This window comes from Bartonella sp. CL71SXKL (assembly GCF_042194935.1).
In the GTDB taxonomy this organism is placed as follows: domain Bacteria; phylum Pseudomonadota; class Alphaproteobacteria; order Rhizobiales; family Rhizobiaceae; genus Bartonella.
In genome coordinates this window covers 80,853-101,879 of sequence record NZ_JBHINI010000002.1, presented here as the reverse complement: position 1 = coordinate 101,879, position 21,027 = coordinate 80,853, and the positions used below count along the sequence as shown (strand labels likewise).

The 21,027-nt window shown below is 37.8% G+C and carries 13 protein-coding genes; 3 read left to right on the top strand and 10 right to left on the bottom strand.

The window, feature by feature from the left end; all coding sequences use genetic code 11:
- Positions 1 to 739: 739 nt before the first annotated feature.
- On the bottom strand, positions 740 to 2,134 hold the full coding sequence (locus ACFILA_RS01595; protein ID WP_273791219.1) for a TrkH family potassium uptake protein: 1,395 nt from the start codon (positions 2,132 to 2,134) through the stop codon (positions 740 to 742).
- Positions 2,135 to 2,444: 310 nt separating this feature from the next.
- Between ACFILA_RS01595 and trxB the strand changes: the two genes are divergently transcribed.
- Together trxB and ACFILA_RS01585 are read left to right on the top strand one after the other, a co-directional pair.
- On the top strand, positions 2,445 to 3,401 hold the full coding sequence (gene trxB / locus ACFILA_RS01590; protein ID WP_375643115.1) for a thioredoxin-disulfide reductase: 957 nt from the start codon (positions 2,445 to 2,447) through the stop codon (positions 3,399 to 3,401).
- Between the two features lie 42 nt (positions 3,402 to 3,443).
- Positions 3,444 to 4,349: a LysR family transcriptional regulator gene (locus ACFILA_RS01585; protein WP_273791217.1), complete on the top strand. Its 906-nt coding sequence runs from the start codon at positions 3,444 to 3,446 to the stop codon at positions 4,347 to 4,349.
- 1,158 nt (positions 4,350 to 5,507) lie between these two features.
- Here the strand turns inward: ACFILA_RS01585 and ACFILA_RS01580 are convergent.
- From ACFILA_RS01580 to carB, 3 genes are all read right to left on the bottom strand, one after another.
- Entirely contained in the window at positions 5,508 to 6,710 is a 1,203-nt protein-coding gene (locus tag ACFILA_RS01580; RefSeq protein WP_375659932.1) for a pyridoxal phosphate-dependent aminotransferase, read from the bottom strand.
- A 319-nt stretch (positions 6,711 to 7,029) separates the two neighbouring features.
- On the bottom strand, positions 7,030 to 7,239 hold the full coding sequence (locus ACFILA_RS01575; RefSeq protein WP_012754908.1) for a cold-shock protein: 210 nt from the start codon (positions 7,237 to 7,239) through the stop codon (positions 7,030 to 7,032).
- Between the two features lie 245 nt (positions 7,240 to 7,484).
- Positions 7,485 to 10,970, bottom strand: coding sequence for a carbamoyl-phosphate synthase large subunit (gene carB, locus ACFILA_RS01570; RefSeq protein WP_375630813.1), 3,486 nt, complete (start codon positions 10,968 to 10,970; stop codon positions 7,485 to 7,487).
- An 818-nt stretch (positions 10,971 to 11,788) separates the two neighbouring features.
- On the opposite strand from carB, the gene ACFILA_RS01565 reads away from it, so the two are divergent.
- A complete protein-coding gene (locus tag ACFILA_RS01565) occupies positions 11,789 to 12,313 on the top strand; it encodes a methylated-DNA--[protein]-cysteine S-methyltransferase (protein ID WP_375660529.1) in 525 nt (174 codons plus the stop codon).
- Here the strand turns inward: ACFILA_RS01565 and ACFILA_RS01560 are convergent.
- The 6 genes from ACFILA_RS01560 to ACFILA_RS01535 all read right to left on the bottom strand — a co-directional run bounded on the left by ACFILA_RS01560 (position 12,310) and on the right by ACFILA_RS01535 (position 21,027).
- Positions 12,310 to 14,631, bottom strand: coding sequence for an ATP-binding protein (locus tag ACFILA_RS01560; RefSeq protein ID WP_375660528.1), 2,322 nt, complete (start codon positions 14,629 to 14,631; stop codon positions 12,310 to 12,312). The genes ACFILA_RS01565 and ACFILA_RS01560 overlap by 4 nt on opposite strands.
- Positions 14,632 to 14,917: 286 nt before the next feature.
- Positions 14,918 to 17,545, bottom strand: a complete 2,628-nt coding sequence (pepN, locus tag ACFILA_RS01555) for an aminopeptidase N (RefSeq protein ID WP_375660527.1) — start codon at positions 17,543 to 17,545, stop codon at positions 14,918 to 14,920.
- Between the two features lie 73 nt (positions 17,546 to 17,618).
- Positions 17,619 to 18,458, bottom strand: a complete 840-nt coding sequence (locus ACFILA_RS01550; RefSeq protein ID WP_375660526.1) for a uracil-DNA glycosylase family protein — start codon at positions 18,456 to 18,458, stop codon at positions 17,619 to 17,621.
- 444 nt (positions 18,459 to 18,902) lie between these two features.
- Entirely contained in the window at positions 18,903 to 19,661 is a 759-nt protein-coding gene (locus ACFILA_RS01545) for a hydroxymethylpyrimidine/phosphomethylpyrimidine kinase (RefSeq protein WP_273791118.1), read from the bottom strand.
- Complete coding sequence (locus ACFILA_RS01540) at positions 19,652 to 20,257, bottom strand: thiamine phosphate synthase (RefSeq protein ID WP_273791117.1); 606 nt, start codon at positions 20,255 to 20,257, stop codon at positions 19,652 to 19,654. The genes ACFILA_RS01545 and ACFILA_RS01540 overlap by 10 nt, the downstream gene beginning before the upstream one ends.
- Positions 20,254 to 21,027: a thiazole synthase gene (locus ACFILA_RS01535; protein WP_273791116.1), complete on the bottom strand. Its 774-nt coding sequence runs from the start codon at positions 21,025 to 21,027 to the stop codon at positions 20,254 to 20,256. The genes ACFILA_RS01540 and ACFILA_RS01535 overlap by 4 nt, the downstream gene beginning before the upstream one ends.

The window sequence follows — 21,027 nt, the reverse complement described above, 5'->3', positions numbered from 1 at the left end:
TATAGATAATTTACCTTTTCAATTTGAATAAGAGCTTTGAGTAGCGTAAGATTTTCTTATGTCAAATCTGTTGATATTAAATCAAAGAGAGCTATCCTCTAGCACATCACAATCGGAAGAAGGCATGTGGTGGATAAAAACTATTGAAGACAAGGTGTAAAGAGATTTCTTATAAATTGTCTGAAATGCAGGCTGTTACGACATTAACAGAAAAAAAATAATATGGTGGTACTAATTTATATCTTATTTTGTAGTACCGACTTGCACCTTATTATTATTTAAGTAAAAATGATGGTGCCCATTTTATATCTTTCATGAAGGCTGTCGTGGAATGGGGGTGATGAGTACTGTGAGATGTTTTTTTATAAGCTTGTGAGCTCGTAATATAATAGCATTTTTTTCTATAAGGAGGTAACTCTATTAAAGAGAAAAAACACTTTTATCAGCAAATATTCATATTTTTTGCATGAGAGATTATTCGTAAAAAAGAATGTTCTATGCGTCCACTTTATTTGATAAAGAAGATCAATAAAGTGAAGTTTTATATGTTATGGCTTTGAAAATATTGGTATTTGATTGTTTTTGTTGAATTATTTTTATATCATTGATATGATGATTTGTATGGAAATTTTAGAAAATCTTCAGTGGATTGAGTAAGGGGTGAATATTATGATGCATACTGTTCACACCTTTTTATCTTGTAAATTTTTTATCATGGTAGAATAAAATACTCTCTGCATTAGAATTGTTCACGCCAGAAAGCGGGAATAAAAAGGACGAATATTGTTATGATTTCAAGGCGTCCAGCTAACATTAGAAAACTTAAAATCCATAAAGCATGGTCGTTGATTGTAGAGAAATTACCAGTAGGGCCAATAATATCTCCAAAGCCTGGACCAACATTTGAAAGTGCGGTTAAGACCCCCGTAAAGGCAGAGGTAAAGTCAAGACCGGTTGTAAGCAAAAGTGCAGTGCCGATAACAAGGCAAAACATATAAAGACAGACAAAAAACAAAACGGCTTGAGCAACATCATTTGATATATTTGAGTGATCGTAGCGCGCTTTTACAACGACATTAGGAGAAAGAAGTTTTTCTATATTTGTTTGTGTAATACGCCAAAGAATAATGAGGCGATTGATTTTCATGCCACCAGAAGTAGAACCAGCACATCCGCCTGTAAAAGAAACAATGAAGAAAATTCCAAGCGCAAACGGTCCCCAAAGTTGATAATCTTCAGCGCTATAACCTGTGGTGCTAATAATGGATGAAAGGTGAAAAATGACATCAAGGAAAATCAAGTGGAACGCGCGATGATCATAAAACCGTAGCCATGCCGCTAAAGCAAAGCTGAAAAGGAGAACGATATGGAGAAAAACAATCACTTGTGGGTCAAGGAAGCGTTTGGAGTGTCCAGGAAGGACTAATTTAACATAAAGTACGAAGGGTAAAGCAGAAAGCAACATGAAGATTGTTGAAATAATTAAGATGGCTGGTTTATCAGAAAAATAGCCAAAAGAAGCATCATGCGTTGAAAAACCAGCTGTTGCTACTGTACTCATTGCATGGTTAATGGCATCAAATAAATTCATGCCTGCAGCAAAATAAGAAAGCATACAAGCCAATGTTAACCCAACATAAGCGATGATAATTCCGTTAGCAATTTGGTTGATGCGAGGCAATATTTTTTCAGATTTATCAGATGATTCCATATGAAAAAGTCGCACGCCACCCACACGCAGTGAAGGCAAAATTAAGAGGGCTAAACCGATAAAACCAATGCCCCCAATCCAGCATATAAGAGAACGCCATAATAAAATACTTCGCGATAAATTATCAAGATCAGAAAGGACTGTGGAGCCTGTTGTTGTAATTCCAGAAACAGATTCAAAAATGGCTCCTGCTAGAGAAATGGGAAGAGGAGAAAGATAAAGAGGTAAGGCACCTACGATGCTTCCTGTAAGCCAAAGACAAACAGTGAGCATAAAGCCAAGCCGTGCTGAAAAGCGACAAGTAGCTCCCTTAGTTGCTAAAAGAATCAGCGTTGCTAACATGGTGGTTATGGCACAAGAATAGAGAAAGCTTATCCAATTACGATTGTTGTCGTGCAAATCCACAAAAATTGGCAAAAGCATTGCTCCTCCCATGATTAAGGCAAAACGTGCACAGACATTGATAATAAATTGAAAAATGATCGTTCCCTATCTTTGTATCTCTTTTTATTATGGTTTTGTGCTCATAAGAAGTTACATTTTTCTCTTTATAGGATAAGGATTAATTCTTAACATTAGCGTGCCTTGATGAATTAGTAATCAGACCTTTTCATAAAACTTGAAAAGAAGTATACATAACATAATTAGGGCTCTTGAAAAATATTTTTTTAAAAGGCTGCATTCCGTTATCATTTATAGAATAATTAATTTATAATAAAGTGAAGGGGATTTAATGGTGCAATCGCATATTCGTCTGCTGATTATTGGCTCAGGTCCGGCTGGTTATACAGCGGCGATCTATGCAGCAAGAGCAATGCTTAAGCCGGTTTTGGTGACGGGCTTGCAGCAGGGTGGACAATTAACAATTACAACTGATGTTGAGAATTATCCAGGTTTTGCAGATCCCATTCAAGGACCATGGTTGATGGAACAAATGGCAAAACAAGCTGAGAATATGGGGACAAAAATTGTCTATGATACAATTATAAAGGCTGATTTGTTGAAGTATCCTTTTGTCTTATATGGGGATTCAGGAACACAATATTCTTGTGATGCACTGATTATTGCAACAGGAGCTCAAGCACGCTGGCTTGGTTTAGAAAGTGAACAGACCTTTATGGGCGGAGGTGTTTCCGCTTGTGCTACATGTGATGGCTTTTTTTATCGTGATAAGGACGTTATTGTCGTGGGAGGAGGAAATACGGCTGTTGAAGAAGCACTTTATTTATCGCATTTGGCTAAGAGTGTAAGCGTGGTTCACAGGCGGGGGCAGTTTCGGGCAGAAAAAATTTTGCAAGATAGGTTGCTGGCTTGTAATAATGTGCGTGTTTTTTGGGATCATGTGGTTGAAGAAATTCTGGGGCTGCCAGCTCAAGATTCAATGGGCGCTGTTGTAACAGGGGCACGTCTGAAAAATGTTAAGACAGGTCATGAGATGAAAGTGAATGCAGAGGGCATATTTATTGCCATTGGGCATGATCCTGCTGTTTCTCTGTTTGAAGGACAGCTGAAACAAAAACGAGGCGGCTATTTATGGACAGCACCGGACTCAACAGCAACAAGCATTGCTGGTGTTTTTGCTGCTGGGGATGTGACAGATGAAACATTCCGCCAAGCTGTAACAGCTGCGGGAAGAGGATGTATGGCAGCGTTGGAAGCAGAACGGTTTTTGGATATATCCAAGCGTTAGTAACTCATTGAGAAAATAGAGAATATAGAGGTAGAATTAATTGTGGCGCCACCGTTGGATTGGGATAAGTTAAGGGTTTTTCACGCTGCAGCAGAAGCGGGATCTTTTACGCATGCTGCTCAAAAACTTCATTTATCTCAATCAGCCGTTTCACGACAGGTTTCGGCTTTAGAACAAGAGGTTGGGGTATCCTTATTTCAACGTCATGCGCGTGGTTTGATTCTTACAGAACAGGGAGAAACTCTTTATCGTACAGCTCATGATGTTTTGATGAAGCTTGAAAGTGTGCGTTTGCAATTAAGTGAAAGCTATGCAAAACCAACGGGGCACTTGCGTGTGACCTCGACCTTTGGAATGGGGGCAGGGTGGATTGCAGAGCGTATGCCAGAATTTCTTAGTCTTTATCCTGATATGCAGGTTCAGCTTTTGCTTTCCGATGAAGAGCTTGATTTGACAATGTGTCATGCGGATTGTGCTGTTCGCTTACATCAACCCAAACAACCTGATCTTATACAAAGAAAACTCTTTACAATTCATATGCATGTTTATGCTTCGGAAAAGTATATTGCAAATTATGGAAAGCCGGAAAAATTATCTGATCTCGATGAGCATCGTATTATTTCGTTCGGTGAACCTGTTCCACCTTATTTGTCTGGTTTAAATTGGTTGGAAAAGGCTGGTAGAAGTGATGGATCATTGCGCGTTTCAGTTCTACAAATCAACAATATCATCTCAATAAAGAATGCGCTTATGCGTGATCTTGGGATTGCTGTGCTTCCTGATTATATCGTCAATAATGATGAGCATTTGGTGCGTCTTTTTCCTGATATGGTTGATATTCCTTCTTTTGATACTTTTTTTTGTTATCCTTATAATTTAAAGAATTTGGCAAGGTTAAATGCTTTTCGAGATTATATTTTTTTAAAAGCTCGTCAGTGGTCTTTTTAATATTAATGTCTTAATTTATAAGGAACAATTAGCTGTTTTGCAACTTGAGACTCCCGTAATATTCTTTCGTTTCAAATTTGCTCATATTGAATCAATTAAAATTATTCGTTGCACATTAAAAGTGGAGGGAGTCTGCGCGGGTAAATATTTTTGAAAAAAGGGATAAATGTTTTTTTACAAATGCTAGCAAACGTGAGAGCTATTATATAATGGACAATCGTGTGATGGTGTAGCTTACATTTTTATATTTAATTAAAGAGAGTGCTACATAATGGAGACAAATTTAAAGCTATGTGTTTATTGCATAGCAGATACGCTTAAGTCTTTATTGTGCTTTTTCTTATAAAATGACATAGAATGCTATCTCTTGATTATGTTGCCTCCCAGTGCGTTTTCTTGAGTGTTCCCTTACGAAGATCTATCAGATTGATTTTATCTCTGAAGATTTTCCAAATTTGCCGGACAATATGTCCGGCTTTTTTTTTTATTATTTTTGAAAGAGTCCTTAGAAATTGCAATATATGGGAAGATGATAAGGAAAAAATTTTGAAACTTGTGGATATCCAACAATTTTTTAAGAATACTAAAATTCAATGAGGAGTTTAAGAGAGATTTATCCTGTTATACCATAAAAGTCTGTCTTTTAGGGGTGTGATATAAAATATTTAAAACCTTATACATGAAGTGCTTTTTATTAGAGTGTGAGGTGAATATTTAAGGCAGGTCTTGTTCATAAAGCCTATGAAGTAAATCAAGTAGTTATTAGATAGAACTTAAAGGAAACTGGATTGCTTACACAACGATGGGAGGTGGCTTCTTCTTCATTTTAGGACGAAGAAGAAGCCGAGAAATAGAAGAGATTTTATTGTAAGGGCCTTTGATTATAAGGGCAATTGTGTTTAAAAGCGCTCGGTCTTTTTTAGAGTTATAAATTGAATGGAGAAAGCAGAATAGGTTTTTCATCTCTTATGATAATAGACCGATTCATTTATTTGATAGCTAGATTTTTTTGATCTTTATCTACAGCCTCTATTTTTGTGTTTATTCATAGATATTTTTGCTGAATCCATATATTTAGACCATGACACAGTTTCCGATATTTTCTCGGATATACTGACATTCGGTAAAAACAATCACAAGAGATGATATTTAAAAATTTTAAATTAGACTGTTGCAAAAGCGCTGTATACGTATACAAGCTTCTTCAAGTAATTCTTCTGATGTTGCATAAGAAATACGAAAAGCTGATCCAAGTCCAAAAGCAGATCCTTGGACGACAGCAACAGCTTCTGTTTCTAGAAGCGCTATGGCGAAGTCCTCATCATTGGTAATACATTGGCCATTAGGTGTTTTCTTTCCAATAATTCCGGAGCAAGAAGGATAAACATAAAAAGCACCCTCAGGCGTTGGACAGTGAATGCCAGGAGCTTGATTTAGCATGGAGACAACGAGATCACGGCGTGTTTGAAAAATACTTTTATTTTTAGCAATAAAGTCTTGTGGCCCGTTGAGTGCTTCAACCGCAGCCCATTGTGAAATGACACTTGTTCCAGATGTTTGCTGTCCTTGAATGGTATCCATGGCTTTAATTAATTCTTGTGGTCCGCCTGCATAGCCGATTCTCCATCCCGTCATCGCATAGGCTTTAGAAACACCATTCATTGTGAGTGTACGCTCATAAAGCGCTGGTTCTACTTGAGCTGGAGTAACAAAGGTAAAACCCTCATATGTGAGATGTTCATATATATCATCGGAAAGGATATAAACATGAGGATATTTTACTAAAACATCTGTGAGTTTTTTCAATTCATTATGTGTATAAGCAGCACCTGATGGATTTGAAGGAGAGTTAAAGATGAACCATTTGGTTTTGGGGGTAATGGCAGCTTCTAGCTCTTGGGGTTGGAGTTTATAAGAAAATTCGGCTTTTGTTTCTAAAAAGACAGGCGTACCATCGTTGAGTGCGACCATTTCTGGATAACTAACCCAATAAGGGGATGGAATGATGACCTCATCTCCTTTATTCAAAGTTGCCATGAATGCATTAAAGAGAATTTGTTTTCCACCGGTACCAACAATAATTTGTTCTGGTTGGTAAAGAAGGTTATTTTCTCTTTTAAACTTTGCAGAAATTGCTTGGCGCAATTCTGGAATTCCAGATATGGGAGGGTATTTTGTTTCTCCTCTTCGAATAGCTTCAATAGCCGCGTTTTTGATGTTGTCTGGGGTATCAAAGTCTGGCTCTCCAGCACTTAAAGCAATAACATTGCGCCCTAATGCTTTTAAATGGCGGGCCTTTTGAGAAGCAGCTATTGTTGCAGAAGGTTTGATAAGAGACAGTTTGTCGGCAATAAAAGCCATAATTTTAAATCCTTATATTATATCAACAAATGGTTATTGCTTTAAGGATATTCTATAAGAGATTATATTGTATGCAATAAAAAACTTCTAAAATACTCTTACACGGGCTTTATATTCTTCTTTTTTGAGATTTCACAAGATAATCTCTTTGTAGATTTTATGAAAGTTTTGAGGAAGTATAAGGGAGGTTTGATAAATTGTGCAAAGGAGATAAGCAGTCTTTTATGTTAACAAGGTAAAATGATGCTTTATACAAAATAAAAAAATCTTCGTCATTACAGACGAAGATTTTTAAATAAAATATTGCAGAATTTAAACTTTAAAGGGCTGCAAGGTTACCAGCGGCAAATTTTCCTGAACGACGATCTTGAAGAACATCATAAGAAATTTTTTGCCCTTCATTAAGACTGTTTAGACCAGAACGCTCGACAGCAGAAATGTGTACAAATACATCTGCACTACCATCACTAGGTTGAATGAATCCGAAACCTTTTGTTGTATTAAACCACTTAACTGTTCCTGTAGACATAGGAAACTCCTTAGAATATATAATTATATTGAGTATTGAAGCTTTCATTTCTTCAATACGGTTGTAGATCGAAATTAGGTGGGAGAAGTTTCGTCGAAAGTGCAGATTGCACAGGAAAGAAAGTCACGTAACCGAAAATTCGATGAAACCTCTATAAAAGTTTTTGGAACAAAAAGCAAGTCTTAATCAATTTTTATATAAAGAAAAAATAAGGAAACAGTGTATATTTTGTTAAGTAGAAAAATTCAACTGAAATAACTTTGTAGTGAACGTACTTCAAGGCGCCTTTTTTTGAGTGCTTTTATCGCTTCTACAACGGCTTCGGCTCCAGCTATTGTTGTATAATAGGGAACATTTTGCATGAGGGCTGCATAACGTAATGATTTTGAATCTGAGATGGCACTGGCCGTGCTAGTTGTATTAAAAATCAATTGAATTTTGCGATTACGAATAGCGTCTTCAATATGGGGGTGTCCCTCTAGAACTTTGTTAATTTTTTTTGCTTCAACGTGGTGTTCGGTGAGAAATTTTTGTGTTCCACTTGTGGCGACAACAGAAAAGCCAAGCTCAGTTAAACGTTTTACAGGATTTAAGATGCGTTTTTTATCTTCATCTCTTACAGAAACGAACAAAGTTCCCTCTTTAGGGAGTTTTACACCAGCTCCAAGTTGGGCTTTAGCAAAAGCAAGCGAAAATTCATAGTCAAGTCCCATAACTTCACCGGTTGAGCGCATTTCTGGACCAAGAAGTGTATCAACACCTGAAAAACGAGCAAAAGGAAATACGGCTTCCTTGACGGCAATATGTTGTTTTTTTTGCAAAGAAGGTAATCCACCATAAGCCTGAAGAGCATCATGAAGCGTTTCTCCTGCCATAATACGTGCAGCCATTTTAGCAATAGGGCGACCAATCGTTTTTGCAACAAATGGGACAGTACGTGAAGCACGGGGATTGACTTCTAAGACATAAATAGTGTCATCTTTTATAGCATATTGTACATTCATTAAGCCGCGAACATGAAGTGCTTGTGCTAATGCTTTGGTTTGGCGCTCTAATTCAGTAACTATTTTATTTGAGAGCGTATGGACTGGTAGAGAACATGCTGAATCACCAGAGTGGATACCAGCTTCTTCAATATGTTCCATAATACCAACGATTAGTGTTTCTTTGCCATCACATAGACAATCAACATCTACTTCAATTGCTTCTGTTAAATAGGTATCAAAGAGAAGCGGATTTTTACCAAGCAATATATTGATTTGTCCTGTTGTGTCGTTAGGATAACGGACTTTGATATCTTCTGAAATTAATTCAGGGACACTCTCAAGTAAATAATTTTGTAAGCTACGTTCATCACGAATAATTTGCATAGCACGTCCTCCTAAAACATAAGAGGGACGTACAACCAAAGGGAAGCCTAGTTCGTGGGCAATGAGGCGTGCTTGTTCAATGGAGTGGGCAATACCATTTTGAGGTTGTGTTAAATTAAGTTTAAATAACAGTTTTTGAAAGCGGTCTCTATCTTCTGCTAAGTCGATAGCGTCAGGTGAAGTACCTAGGATGGGGATATTGTGTTTTTCTAGAGCGCTTGCCAATTTCAAGGGTGTTTGTCCGCCAAATTGGACGATGACTCCAACCAAATCTCCTTTTTCCTGTTCTGCTTCTAAAATAGCGATAACGTCTTCTGTTGTTAAAGATTCAAAGTAAAGGCGATCAGAGGTATCATAGTCGGTTGAAACTGTTTCAGGATTACAGTTAATCATAATCGCTTCAAATCCTGCATCACGCAGTGCAAAAGCAGCGTGGCAGCAACAGTAATCAAATTCAATACCTTGCCCAATGCGGTTTGGTCCACCGCCTAAAATAGCAATTTTTTTGCGTTCAGAAACGTGTGCTTCCGAGTGCTCTACACCTGCAAAGGGAACTTCATATGTTGAATACATATAGGCTGTAGGAGAAGAAAATTCAGCGGCACAAGTATCAATCCGTTTGAAGACGTGTTTAACATTCAGTGATTTACGTAAAGCAGCGATATAATCCGGTTCTTTCCCTGTAAGGGAGGCTAATCGCGCATCTGAAAAGCCCATAGCTTTTAACATACGTAAATTATCTGCGTCTTGGGGTAATCCATGAATGCGGATACGCTGCTCCATTTCAATGATGGAGGCTATTTGTTCTAAAAACCACGGATCAATTTTGCTAATTTGGTGAATCTCATTTAAGGGTAAGCCTGTGCGCATGGCTTGAGCAATATAGCGTAGACGATCAGGGCTTGGTATGGCAATGGCTGAGCGTATAGAACTTTTTTCATCACCTTCAGCATGCTCTGGAATCACAATTTCATCAAGACCCGTAAGCCCTGTTTCAAGTCCACGGAGTGCTTTTTGTAACGATTCTTGAAAAGTGCGTCCAATTGCCATGACTTCTCCTACAGATTTCATCGCAGTTGTGAGGACAGGTGATGAACCGGGAAATTTTTCGAACGCAAAACGAGGAATTTTTGTCACAATATAGTCAATAGAAGGTTCAAATGATGCTGGTGTTGCACCACCCGTGATATCATTTTTTAATTCATCAAGTGTATAACCAACAGCCAGTTTAGCCGCTACTTTGGCAATGGGAAACCCCGTTGCTTTTGAGGCAAGCGCTGAAGAGCGAGAAACACGCGGATTCATTTCAATAACAATGAGGCGCCCATTTTCAGGATTGACAGCAAACTGTACATTGGATCCTCCCGTTTCAACACCAATTTCGCGCAAAACAGCAATCGAAGCATTACGCATACATTGATATTCTTTATCGGTTAAGGTGAGAGCAGGTGCTACAGTGATCGAATCACCGGTATGAATCCCCATTGGATCAATGTTTTCAATAGAACAAACGATGATACAGTTGTCGTTCTTATCACGAACAACTTCCATCTCATATTCTTTCCACCCTAAAACACTTTCTTCAATTAATACTTCTGTTGTTGGTGAAGCTTCAAGCCCACGTTCAATAATTTCATAGAATTCAGAGCGGTTATAAGCGATTCCACCACCAGTTCCACCAAGGGTGAATGAAGGACGAATAATAGCTGGAAGCCCAACAACATCAAGAGCTTGAACTGCTTTTGCTGTTGCATGAGCGATATAATGTTGTTTGCGATCAGCTTCGGTATGTCGCCAGTTGCGCTCAAGTTCTTCGAGTGCTTTGTCAAGCGCAGCACCAGAAAGCTTTGCTTTAAGTTCAGCACACGTTTTTGCGTGTTGTTGGCGATTTTCTTCTTTCAGTTCTGTTGCATTGGCTAACATAGAGCGTGGCGTTTCCAAACCGATTTTTGCCATCGCTTGGCGGAATAAAGCACGATCTTCAGCTTTATCAATAGCATCAGCATTGGCTCCTATCATTTCAACATGGTAGCGGTCTAAAATACCCATACGCTTTAATGATAAAGCAGTATTGAGGGCTGTTTGTCCTCCCATAGTGGGCAAAAGGGCATCGGGACGCTCGTGAGCAATAATTTTGGCAACTATTTCAGGAGTAATGGGCTCTATATAAGTTGCATCAGCTAGATCTGGATCTGTCATAATCGTGGCAGGATTAGAATTTACCAAAATAATTCGGTAACCTTCTTCTTTTAATGCTTTACAGGCTTGAGTGCCTGAATAATCAAATTCACATGCCTGACCAATGATAATAGGTCCTGCTCCGATGATAAGAATAGATTTTATATCTGTGCGTTTGGGCATGACTTTTTCCTATGACAAATATCTGTGTGCGATTGTTGTGGGCAAAATATTTTAGTTCTGAGGCTACCGTCATTTTATAAGTTAAGTGACAAAGAAAGTAAGCATTAAAATACCTTTTCCATGCTTTTTTTCATAAAATTGAAGATAAATTTCTTTTTTGAGTTGAGTCATCTCGTCAGTTTATCAAAAGTATGACCTTTGATAAAAAATAATAACAGTGCTCCAACAAATTAGAATATTCAAGCATACTGTGGAGCATAAAAAGCCGGAACATCTTTCCAATCCATTGCCGGCATACTTTCTTTGTGTTTTATGACGTTTTTTGCTTAAGAGAGCACGCGCTTTTTCTGTTGCTTGTAAAACATAAGCTATTATTTATGGTTCGATGGGATTTCGTAAAATAAAATGGGAAGCTTATCGTGTTGTTTCGTAAAATACTGCCGTTTAGAGTTGTGATATAAGGTATGAAAATTTACCACATTAAGGTGTTTTTGTTAGAGTGTATGATAGAATTCAGAGCAGGATTTGTCTGTAGAGAGCTTATGAAATAAACCATATCAAATGGGTTCAGTTGGAATCTGTTATATAAAAAGCAAGATTGTTGATAGATCAGCTCTGGTCGAAGTTTCCGTCTTAGGGTAGGAAGAAAGTCAATCTATGTATCTTTCCATTTCATAAAAAGGTGAGAGTGTATTTTAATACAATGGCTAAGGAGATAATTTCAGAATGATTTTGTTTGTTTTTAAAAGATAGTGAATACTCTCCCTTTACTTTATGGATGATGTTCAAGACTTATTTAAAATATAAAGAAGGCTAAAATGCTGAATATTTCCCAAACGAGAGTATTCTGTCTGAAAGATGTATCAATAGGAAAGCTTTTGGTGGCTAGGTCTCAAAAAGGGATTTGTCATATAGCGTTAGGAGACACTATAGAGCAATTATTACAGGAGTTTACGATACGCTTTGGTGATTCACAACAAGTTGTAGGTGACAATACATTTAAGAGAGAAGTTGCCCATATTATAGCCATGATAGAAACACCTAAGCTAGTAAAAAAATATAATTTTCCCTTAGATATAAATGGTACAGTTTTTCAACGACAAGTATGGGAAGTATTATGTGATATACCATGTGGTGAAACAATTTCATATGAGATCTTAGCATGCCGTATTGGTATGCCGAAAGCTTTTCGTGCCGTTGCTCATGCCTGTGCACGTAACGAATTGGCTATTATCATTCCGTGTCATCGTGTTGTGCGTAAAAATGGTTTTATTTCAGGGTATCGTTGGGGGGAAAAACGGAAACAGATTTTACTACAACGGGAACAAAATGGAAAAATTTAACTTTGTGTGATGGGCATTATAATCGTTACAGTTGTTCCTTTCATTTCTTTTGAAGTAATTTCAAGTTTTCCTTTGTGGAGTTCTAGCAAGGAGCGTGAAATGGCTAATCCAAGACCTGAGCCCGTATGAGATTTAGTGAGCTGATTTTCGACTTGTTCAAAAGGTTGCCCAAGTTTTTTAATTGCTGATTGGGGAATACCAACGCCTGTATCTGTAATTTTAAAAATAAGGTTATTTTTTTTCTTGAAAGCGCAGACATCAATATTTCCGCCAGAAGGCGTAAATTTAACGGCATTAGAGATGAGATTAAGGAAAATCTGTTTCATTGCACGACCATCAACTTCAGCATGAAGTTCTGGAGTAATGTTTGTTGTAACAACAATATTTTTTTCTTGAGCTTGAGGTGTTAGTGTTCGTACTGCTTCACTAATGATGGGCTCAAGATCGGTATTTTTACAATCAAGCGTAAATCTTCCTGCTTCGATTTTTGACATATCAAGGATGTCATTGATAAGGGTTAGAAGATGGGTTCCTGAATTGTAAATATCATGCATATATTCCTTATAGCGTTGTGAACCAAGAGGACCAAAAGTCGATTGCAACATGATATCTGAAAAACCAAGAATAGCATTCAGAGGCGTGCGCAATTCATGAGACATATTGGCTAAAAATTCTGATTTAGCCTTATTAGCACTTTCGGCGCGTTCTTTTTCTGCTTTCAAACTTTTATTAAGTTTTTCAACTTCTGTTGCGCGTTGTTGAGCACTCCCTCGCGCGCGCTTGAGTTCTTGAATGAAAGAAAAAAGACGCCTTTCACTGTCTTCAAATTTTTCCTGTTGTTGTTTAAGCTCAGAAATGTCAGTACCAATACAAACCAATCCTCCATCTTGGGTTCGTCGTTCGTTAATTTTGAGCCAACAACCATCTGCCGTTTGGCGAATACTGGTTAAGTTACCAGTACCATCATCTTTAAGGGGATATTCACTGAGTGCAGGGCGTGCCATGGCTTCGACCGTTGCACGTTGGATACCTGATTGGAGAATTTGTTTAGGAATAGCGGCATATTCGCAAAATTTGCTGTTGGACATGACTAAACGTCCTTCAGCATCCCACAAGACGAAAGATTCTGAAATGTTTTCAATCGCATCACGGATACGAAGGTCGGCTTGCGCTGTTTGTTCAGCCAATTGTTGCTGTTCACTAATATCGAAGGAAATACCAACCAAATGGGGTTCTTCTTCTTCAGTAACTTCGGCACGAATGCGCATCCATACATAATGACCATCAGCATGACGCATAGGAACGTTAATATCGATATGCTTCTTTTTACCGCTCATTAATTCCTGAGCAAGATCAAAAAAATTCGCATCATTTGGATTGATAATGGCGCTAATTTGGGAAATTGAGAGCAGTGCATCTTGAGGGACATAGCCGAGCATTTCGTACATTGCTCGTGACCAGTAGACACGTCCACTTGCCATATTCCAATCCCATAGTCCACAGCGTCCACGCATCATTGCCATATCAATACGGTTTTGAATTTTTTCTGAAACAAGATCTGTTTTGCGTGCTCGTACAATTTGGTTGTAATAAGCATAAAGAAGAGCGAGGATAACGCCACTAGTTCCAATAAACATGGTTATATTTAACGAGAGAGCTTTCCGCCATTCCATGTAAATATGTTGCATTTTTTCACTGATGAATACCCCATATTGTCCATTTTCTGTTTGCTGAAAGGAAGCGAGAGCAGGAATATCTTTTCCTATTGTAATTTTCATGATTCCAGCATGTTTTCCTAGAGCTTGTAAAGCAATGCTTTCAGAGGTAAAATCCTGTAAGGGTTTTCCTAAGACAATCTCGGAACTTGATGAAGCTAGGACATTGCCTTTTTGATCGACAATAGCAATAACAGCGCTGGTTTTTATAAGACCTTTGTTACGAAAATTAGTCAGGATATTTTGTAAATGATTATGAGAAAGAACAGCAGTTTTTCCTTGTCGAGTGGCTGCAAGTAAGTCACGGTCAATCGTATTGGTAATATGAGAAGCTAAGAGAGTGATGGTAGAATGCGTGTTTTTATCAATTGTGTTGCGCCAATCATAGATTGATAGGAAACGGATCGCTGCTAGCGTAACAAGAAATGCAAGAATTACAAATGGGAGTGAACGTCGCAGCCAAGGTTCAATAAAAAAAAGTTTTTGATAGGCAGGACCAGAAAACAGATTGGTACGCTCTGTCCGCTCCTTGCGACTTTGAGCGCTTGATTTTGAATCAGCATACACCTCCCTTGGCGCATTATATGCGTCCAATTTAGCCATCTCGCGTTCCTTTAATTCTGGAATAATGTGATTTAAAAACTGCTTCGATATTCATAGTAACCCCATCGAGTGCAATGAATCAAAACAGGAGTCTTCTGTCCAGTCTTTTTTTTAAAAAAATAATTTTACTTTTATAATTTTGGAATATGAAAAGAAAAAAGTACTTTAAACGTGACCTATAAACAGGCTTAGATTACCTGTTTATAGGTTTAATGATGATCGAATAGTTTATAGAATTTATTTTATAAAAATATTATAGCATATTGATTTAAAATAATTTTTTGTTTTAAGTGAGCAGACGATTAATGATATCAGCAACATCGCTTGATAATTTTGGCGCAACAGCAATCATTTTTAATTCAGTTTCAAGTTTTTGTTGTCGAATAGGTTCTAATTGTCGCCAAGAGCGCATCATTGTTAATAATCGTGAAGCAAGCTGTGGATTTTTTTTGTCAATTTCCAAAATGACTTGGCAAAGAAAATGATAAGACGCTCCATCCATCCTATTAAAGCCCGTGAGATTGTTAGAGGCAAAAACACCGATTAGGGAACGTACACGATTAGGATTATCTTGTGAAAAAAGCGGATGTTGCATGAGCTTTTGAACATTCTCGAGTGTTGATGTGCCAGCAACCATTGCTTGAATAGAAAACCATTTATCCATGACCAAAGGGTCATGCCGATAGCGGTTTTCAAAATCATTTAAGGCATTTTGTGCCTGCTCACTTTCATTAAAACGCTTCACGAGAACAGCGATACTAGCCATACGGTCAGTCATATTATCAGCTGTTGCATATTGTATAGCAGCTCGATTTGGATTGGCTTCAGCAATGGAAAGGTAATCCAGTATGATATTCTTTAATGCTCGTTTTCCAGCTTGTGCAGTGTTTGGTGAATAGGGCTCTTGGGTTTGCATTTGTCCATAGAATTTTGTTAAGAGCTCTTGATGAGTTTGTGCAAGTGAAGCTAAAAACTGATTGCGGATATAATGAATACGATCTGGGTCAATATTTTTACCGATTGTATGAGCAAGCTCAACTTCACTAGGTAAATTTAAACAGAAGGCACGAAATTCAGGCTCTAAGGTTTCATCTGTTATGATCGTTTCAATCAGCTTTAGCAAAGCAGAAGAGAGAGTTGCTTTTTCTTGTGTTTTATCTTGAATGCTTTGAATCAAAGCTTGCGTCATTAAATGATTAAGAGATTGCCAGCGATTGATGTGATTGTCATCATGTTGTGCAAGAAAAATAAGTTCTCTTTCATTGAATGGAGTGTGTAGAATGATTGGTGCTGAAAAGTCCCGCAGCAGTGATAAAACGGGTTTTTCACGCAGTCCCTTTAATGTAAACGTTTGGCTTTCCTTGGATAAAAGCATAACATCTGATTGAATATCTGTATCTGCTTCATAGGTGAGGTTTTCTCCGTTAGGTCCTAACAAGCCAAATACGATAGGGATAAGCATGGGCTTTTTTGTATTTTGTTGTGGGGTTGCGGGAATATGTTGCTTTGCATGAATTGTTAAAACACCATCGCTATAATGACTATCGATTTCTACATTGGGTGTTCCTGCCTGTTCATACCATAGCATGAATTGGGAGAAGTCTTGACCAGACACTTCAGCAAAACAGGTAATAAAATCTTCAATTGTACAAGCTTGTCCATCATGACGTTGAAAATAAAGATCAGTGCCTTTACGAAACAGAGTAGGACCTAAAATAGTTCGTATCATGCGAACAACTTCAGCACCTTTTTCATAAACAGTTGTGGTGTAAAAATTATTAATTTGGCTATATTGACGAGGACGTACAGGATGCGCAAGAGGTCCTGCGTCTTCTGCAAATTGCGTTGCTTTTAATGCTTTTACATTTTCAATTCTCTGTAGGCTGCGTACATTTTGATCTGATGAAAATTCCTGATCACGATAAACAGTGAATCCTTCTTTTAAACAGAGTTGAAACCAATCGCGACAGGTAACACGATTACCGCTCCAATTATGGAAATATTCATGTGCAATGACACGTTCAACATTTCTATAATCCTGATCGGTTGCTGTTTCAGGATCGACAAGAACATATTTATCATTAAAAACGTTAAGGCCTTTGTTTTCCATTGCTCCCATGTTAAAGTCGGACACAGCAACAATATTGAAAATATCAAGATCATATTCGCGTCCGAAACATTGTTCATCCCAACGCATGGAACGTTTAAGAGCATCCATTGCATAGGTTGCGCGTTCGGTTTTTCCTTTTTCTACATAGATACCAAGCTCGATACGTCGTCCAGATACAGTTGTAAAATGGTCTTCTAACTTATCAAGATCTCCACCTACTAAAGCAAAGAGATAAGATGGTTTGGGATAAGGATCTTCCCAAATGGCAAAATGGCGATTATTCTCTAAAGTTCCTGTTTCCACCAGATTACCATTGGAAAGCAAGATTGGGATTGTTTGGGAATCTGCTTCAATTTTCACTCTATAGGTAGAAAGAACATCTGGGCGGTCGTAAAAATAAGTAATACGACGAAAACCTTCCGATTCGCATTGTGAGCAATAAACACCATTTGAAAGGTAAAGCCCCATAAGTTGGCGGTTGCTTTCAGGATTCAGTTCTGTAACCAATTTCAATGTAAAAGGAGCCGTTGGTGGCGTTGTAATTTCTAAACGTGAAGGCGTCACTTTATAAGTGTTTGGGGCTAATATCTCATCATTAATAGAAACGGAAATTAAAGTAAGATCATCACCAGAAAGAACAAGAGGTGTTAATTCTTTTGTATCGTGACGGGATTCAATAGACAATATGGCTGTAACATAGGTTTTTGTCGGTGCCAATTGGAAAGAAAGTTGTGTTTTAGGGATAACGTAAGGGGTTGGTTGGTAGTCTTCCAAACGATAAATAGATGTTATTGGCTGTTTCATAGTTTTTTCCCATTTGTATTTTAAGAGTTAAAGAAGGGTGTGTTAATTTTAGAAGCAAGATAGGATTAAAGAATTACAAAAGGCTGTCGAGGCGATTTTTTACTTCTAAGAAGTCTATCCATGTAAGCTTCTTTTGACTAGGGGTTCTAAGAAGGTAGGCTGGGTGGAAAGTTGGCATAACAGGTATTTTTATATTATCCTCGCTTTCATAGATATGCCATTTCCCTCTTGTTCGGATAATCCCATTTTGAGATCCAGTAAGAAACTGTGCAGCAACACCTCCCAGTGCTATAAGAACACGAGGACGCGCTAAATAAATGTGCCGTTCAATAAAAGGGCGGCACAAGGCAACTTCTCTTGGTGTTGGTGTACGATTTCCTGGTGGACGCCAAGGAATAGTGTTGGCAATGTAAACATTATTTCTTGTTAAGCCAATTGATGCGAGGATTTTATTAAGCAACATCCCGGCTTTTCCCACAAAAGGAATTCCTTGTATATCCTCGTCTCGTCCTGGTGCTTCGCCTATAAGCATCAGGGGGCTTCCTGCTGTTCCATCTGAAAAACAGGTATTTTTTGCTGTCAATTTTAATGAACAGCCATTAAATGCAAGGAGAGCAGATTTTAATTCATCAAGTGTCTTGGCACTTTTTGCACTCTCTATAGCTGTGGATTCATTTTGTATAGTCCTAGAGTTATGCAGCTGATGATGATCTAATTTTACGGTTGGAGATGTTTTGGGAGATGCTTGTTGATTATAAGAAATGTTCACGACAGATATTAATTTTCTCTCTGAACAAGCAGACTGCTTAAAACGATCAATAGGGAAATCCGTCAGAACGGCATCCGCACCACTTTCTTTATAAAAGTTTAAGAGTTCTTCATAGGAAATTGAGCACGGCGTTTGATTTAACATTTTACTTTTTCTAATGATCTAGCGATTATAGATCAAACAAAATTATCCTTCAAGTTTTATTAAATGTATTCGCTAGCCATTAATGTATAAGAACGCTGATAGGATTCTCTCTTTTCACAAAAAAGGCAAATCGTAAAATGCGAGTGTTCGCGATTATATACATCTTTAAATGTACAATTTGTTTAAATTGCTCTATTTCAACTTTTAAACAGACTAAACGCATTCATAATAAAATATTTTTTTACTGAATACAAGTGGTGTTATAATATTTGTTATCATTGTATTATATATTTAATACTTAATTAAAGTTACTTTTGTAGTATTTTATTTATAAAATAAAGTATAAATTTTTTATTATTATATTTTTTAAATAATTTTTATTAAAAAATAAATATATTAATGAATATATAAATATTAATTTTATATGAGAAAAATACTAAGACGTTATAAACTATTTTTACAATGGGTTAAAAGCAATGTGTGGATATATTCTTTTGCTTTTTTTACCGCTGAAATGAGAGGTTCATTTAATGCTAAATGCGCTGCAATAGCGCTTGAGAGAATGCAACCTGTTCCTCGCATTGTTCCTTTTAAACGTGGAGTAGAGATATTTATGACTTCAGTTTTGTCAATGAAGCTATCAATTGCAAGAGGCCCCTCCGCATGTCCCCCTTTTACTAAAATAGAGCGAGCTCCCAATGACAAAAGTTTTTTTGCTTGTTGTATTGCTTGCTTATCATGAGATGCCAATGGACTTTGGCTAAGAAGAGCGAGTTCTTCTCTATTCGGTGTTAAAAGATCAACATGAGGAAGCAGTTTATCGATCATAGTGTCGATGATTGTTTCCGTTATTAGTTTTCCTCCTGATGAAGCGACAAGTACAGGGTCCAAAATAACTGGAACATGGGGATAGTCTTTGAGTACGTTACAGATTGCTGCTATAATTGCTTTTGTCCCCGTCATACCGATTTTTATTGCGCTTATTGGATTTGCTTCTAGGGCAGCACGCATTTGCGCAGCGACGAGGTCTCCACGCATTGGAATGATTTCGACAACGCGATTATCATCTTGTACGTTAACACAAGTAATTGCTAAATTTGCTTTTATTTGAAAATGCGCAGAGGTTTCTATATCACGAACAATACCAGCACCTCCTGTTGGATCAGTGCCCGCAACAATAAGAATGGAAGGTATCAACGCCATGTTTGTGTCACTTTTATCCACTGCTGTACACGCTCTTCAGGTTTTTTATGGAGGATAATATCAGTCACAACAGCAGCACTATTTGCTCCTGCTTTTAAAACACCAACTGCGCGTTCTGGTGTTAAACCACCAATACCCACCAAAGGTAAAGCACCAATCCGCTTTCTCCATTGTTTGATTTTCTCTAATCCTTGCGGCATCCATTTCATTTTTTTTAAGATTGTCGGATAAATAGGACCAAGTGCAATATACTCAGGATTAGCAGAGAGTGCGGTATCCAATTCATGTTCATCATGTGTACTAAGACCAACTTTTATATCACTTTTACGAATTGCGTGAAGATCAGCATTGCTCAGGTCTTCTTGTCCCAGATGAATAAAATTGCACTTTTCATCAATTGCTATTTCCCAATGATCATTAATAATTAATTGTGCTCCCAATTTATTGCATATGTTTTTTGCACGCTTGATATGTTGACGGATTATTTGTTGATTTTCATGTTTCATACGCAATTGTACGAGCTTGATACCAAGAGGAAGCAAACGTTCAATCCAATCAGCGTTATCAACGATGAGGTAAAATGGATCCAGTTTCATGAAAATACTGCTTTTCCAATGATTGGCGTTGAAGGGACTGCTACACTGCGTGCTTCGATCATGCCAGCTTTATATCCCATACGTCCTGCTTGAACAGCTTTAGAAAATGCTTCAGCCATTAAGACAGGATCACCTGCTTTAGCAACTGCGGTATTAAGCAGTACTGCATCATAACCGAGTTCCATCGCAATGGCGGCATGTGATGGGCGTCCAATGCCGGCATCAATAACAAGAGTAGCATCAGGAAGGTAAGCACGGATAGAACGCAATCCATCAGTATTATGAGGTCCTTTGGCAGAACCAATAGGAGCACACCAAGGCATAATAACACGGCAACCAATGTCAAAAAGTTTTTCAGCAACAATGAGATCATCCGTTGTATAGGCAAAAATTTTGAAACCTTCATTGTTTAAAATTTGAGCAGCTTCGATTAAGGAAAAAATATTTGGCTGTAAGGTATCTGAATTACCGATAATTTCGAGTTTAATCCAAGCCGTTTTAAAAAGATCTCTTGCTAATTGGGCTGTGGTTACGGCCTCTTTAACAGTATAACAACCAGCAGTATTAGGAAGCACTGTTACCCCAAGCTCTTGAAGAAATTTCCAAAATTGTCCACCTTGTTTTCCACCTGCAGTTTCACGGCGCAAGGAAACAGTTACAATTTCCGTATTCGATTTATGAATAGCATCACGAAGGATTGCTGGTGAAGGATATTGCGCTGTACCTAATAGAAGACGGGAAGAGAATTGTCGTCCATAAAGATTCAGCAT

Bases quoted from the DNA above. Each gene is read 5' to 3' on its own strand.
- ACFILA_RS01595 (WP_273791219.1), bottom strand. From the start codon at position 2,134: ATGCTTTTGCCAATTTTTGTGGATTTGCACGACAACAATCGTAATTGG.
- trxB (WP_375643115.1), top strand. From the start codon at position 2,445: ATGGTGCAATCGCATATTCGTCTGCTGATTATTGGCTCAGGTCCGGCT.
- ACFILA_RS01580 (WP_375659932.1), bottom strand. From the start codon at position 6,710: ATGGCTTTTATTGCCGACAAACTGTCTCTTATCAAACCTTCTGCAACA.
- ACFILA_RS01575 (WP_012754908.1), bottom strand. From the start codon at position 7,239: ATGTCTACAGGAACAGTTAAGTGGTTTAATACAACAAAAGGTTTCGGA.
- carB (WP_375630813.1), bottom strand. From the start codon at position 10,970: ATGCCCAAACGCACAGATATAAAATCTATTCTTATCATCGGAGCAGGA.
- ACFILA_RS01565 (WP_375660529.1), top strand. From the start codon at position 11,789: ATGCTGAATATTTCCCAAACGAGAGTATTCTGTCTGAAAGATGTATCA.
- ACFILA_RS01560 (WP_375660528.1), bottom strand. From the start codon at position 14,631: ATGGCTAAATTGGACGCATATAATGCGCCAAGGGAGGTGTATGCTGAT.
- pepN (WP_375660527.1), bottom strand. From the start codon at position 17,545: ATGAAACAGCCAATAACATCTATTTATCGTTTGGAAGACTACCAACCA.
- ACFILA_RS01550 (WP_375660526.1), bottom strand. From the start codon at position 18,458: ATGTTAAATCAAACGCCGTGCTCAATTTCCTATGAAGAACTCTTAAAC.
- ACFILA_RS01545 (WP_273791118.1), bottom strand. From the start codon at position 19,661: ATGGCGTTGATACCTTCCATTCTTATTGTTGCGGGCACTGATCCAACA.
- ACFILA_RS01540 (WP_273791117.1), bottom strand. From the start codon at position 20,257: ATGAAACTGGATCCATTTTACCTCATCGTTGATAACGCTGATTGGATT.
- ACFILA_RS01535 (WP_273791116.1), bottom strand. From the start codon at position 21,027: ATGCTGAATCTTTATGGACGACAATTCTCTTCCCGTCTTCTATTAGGT.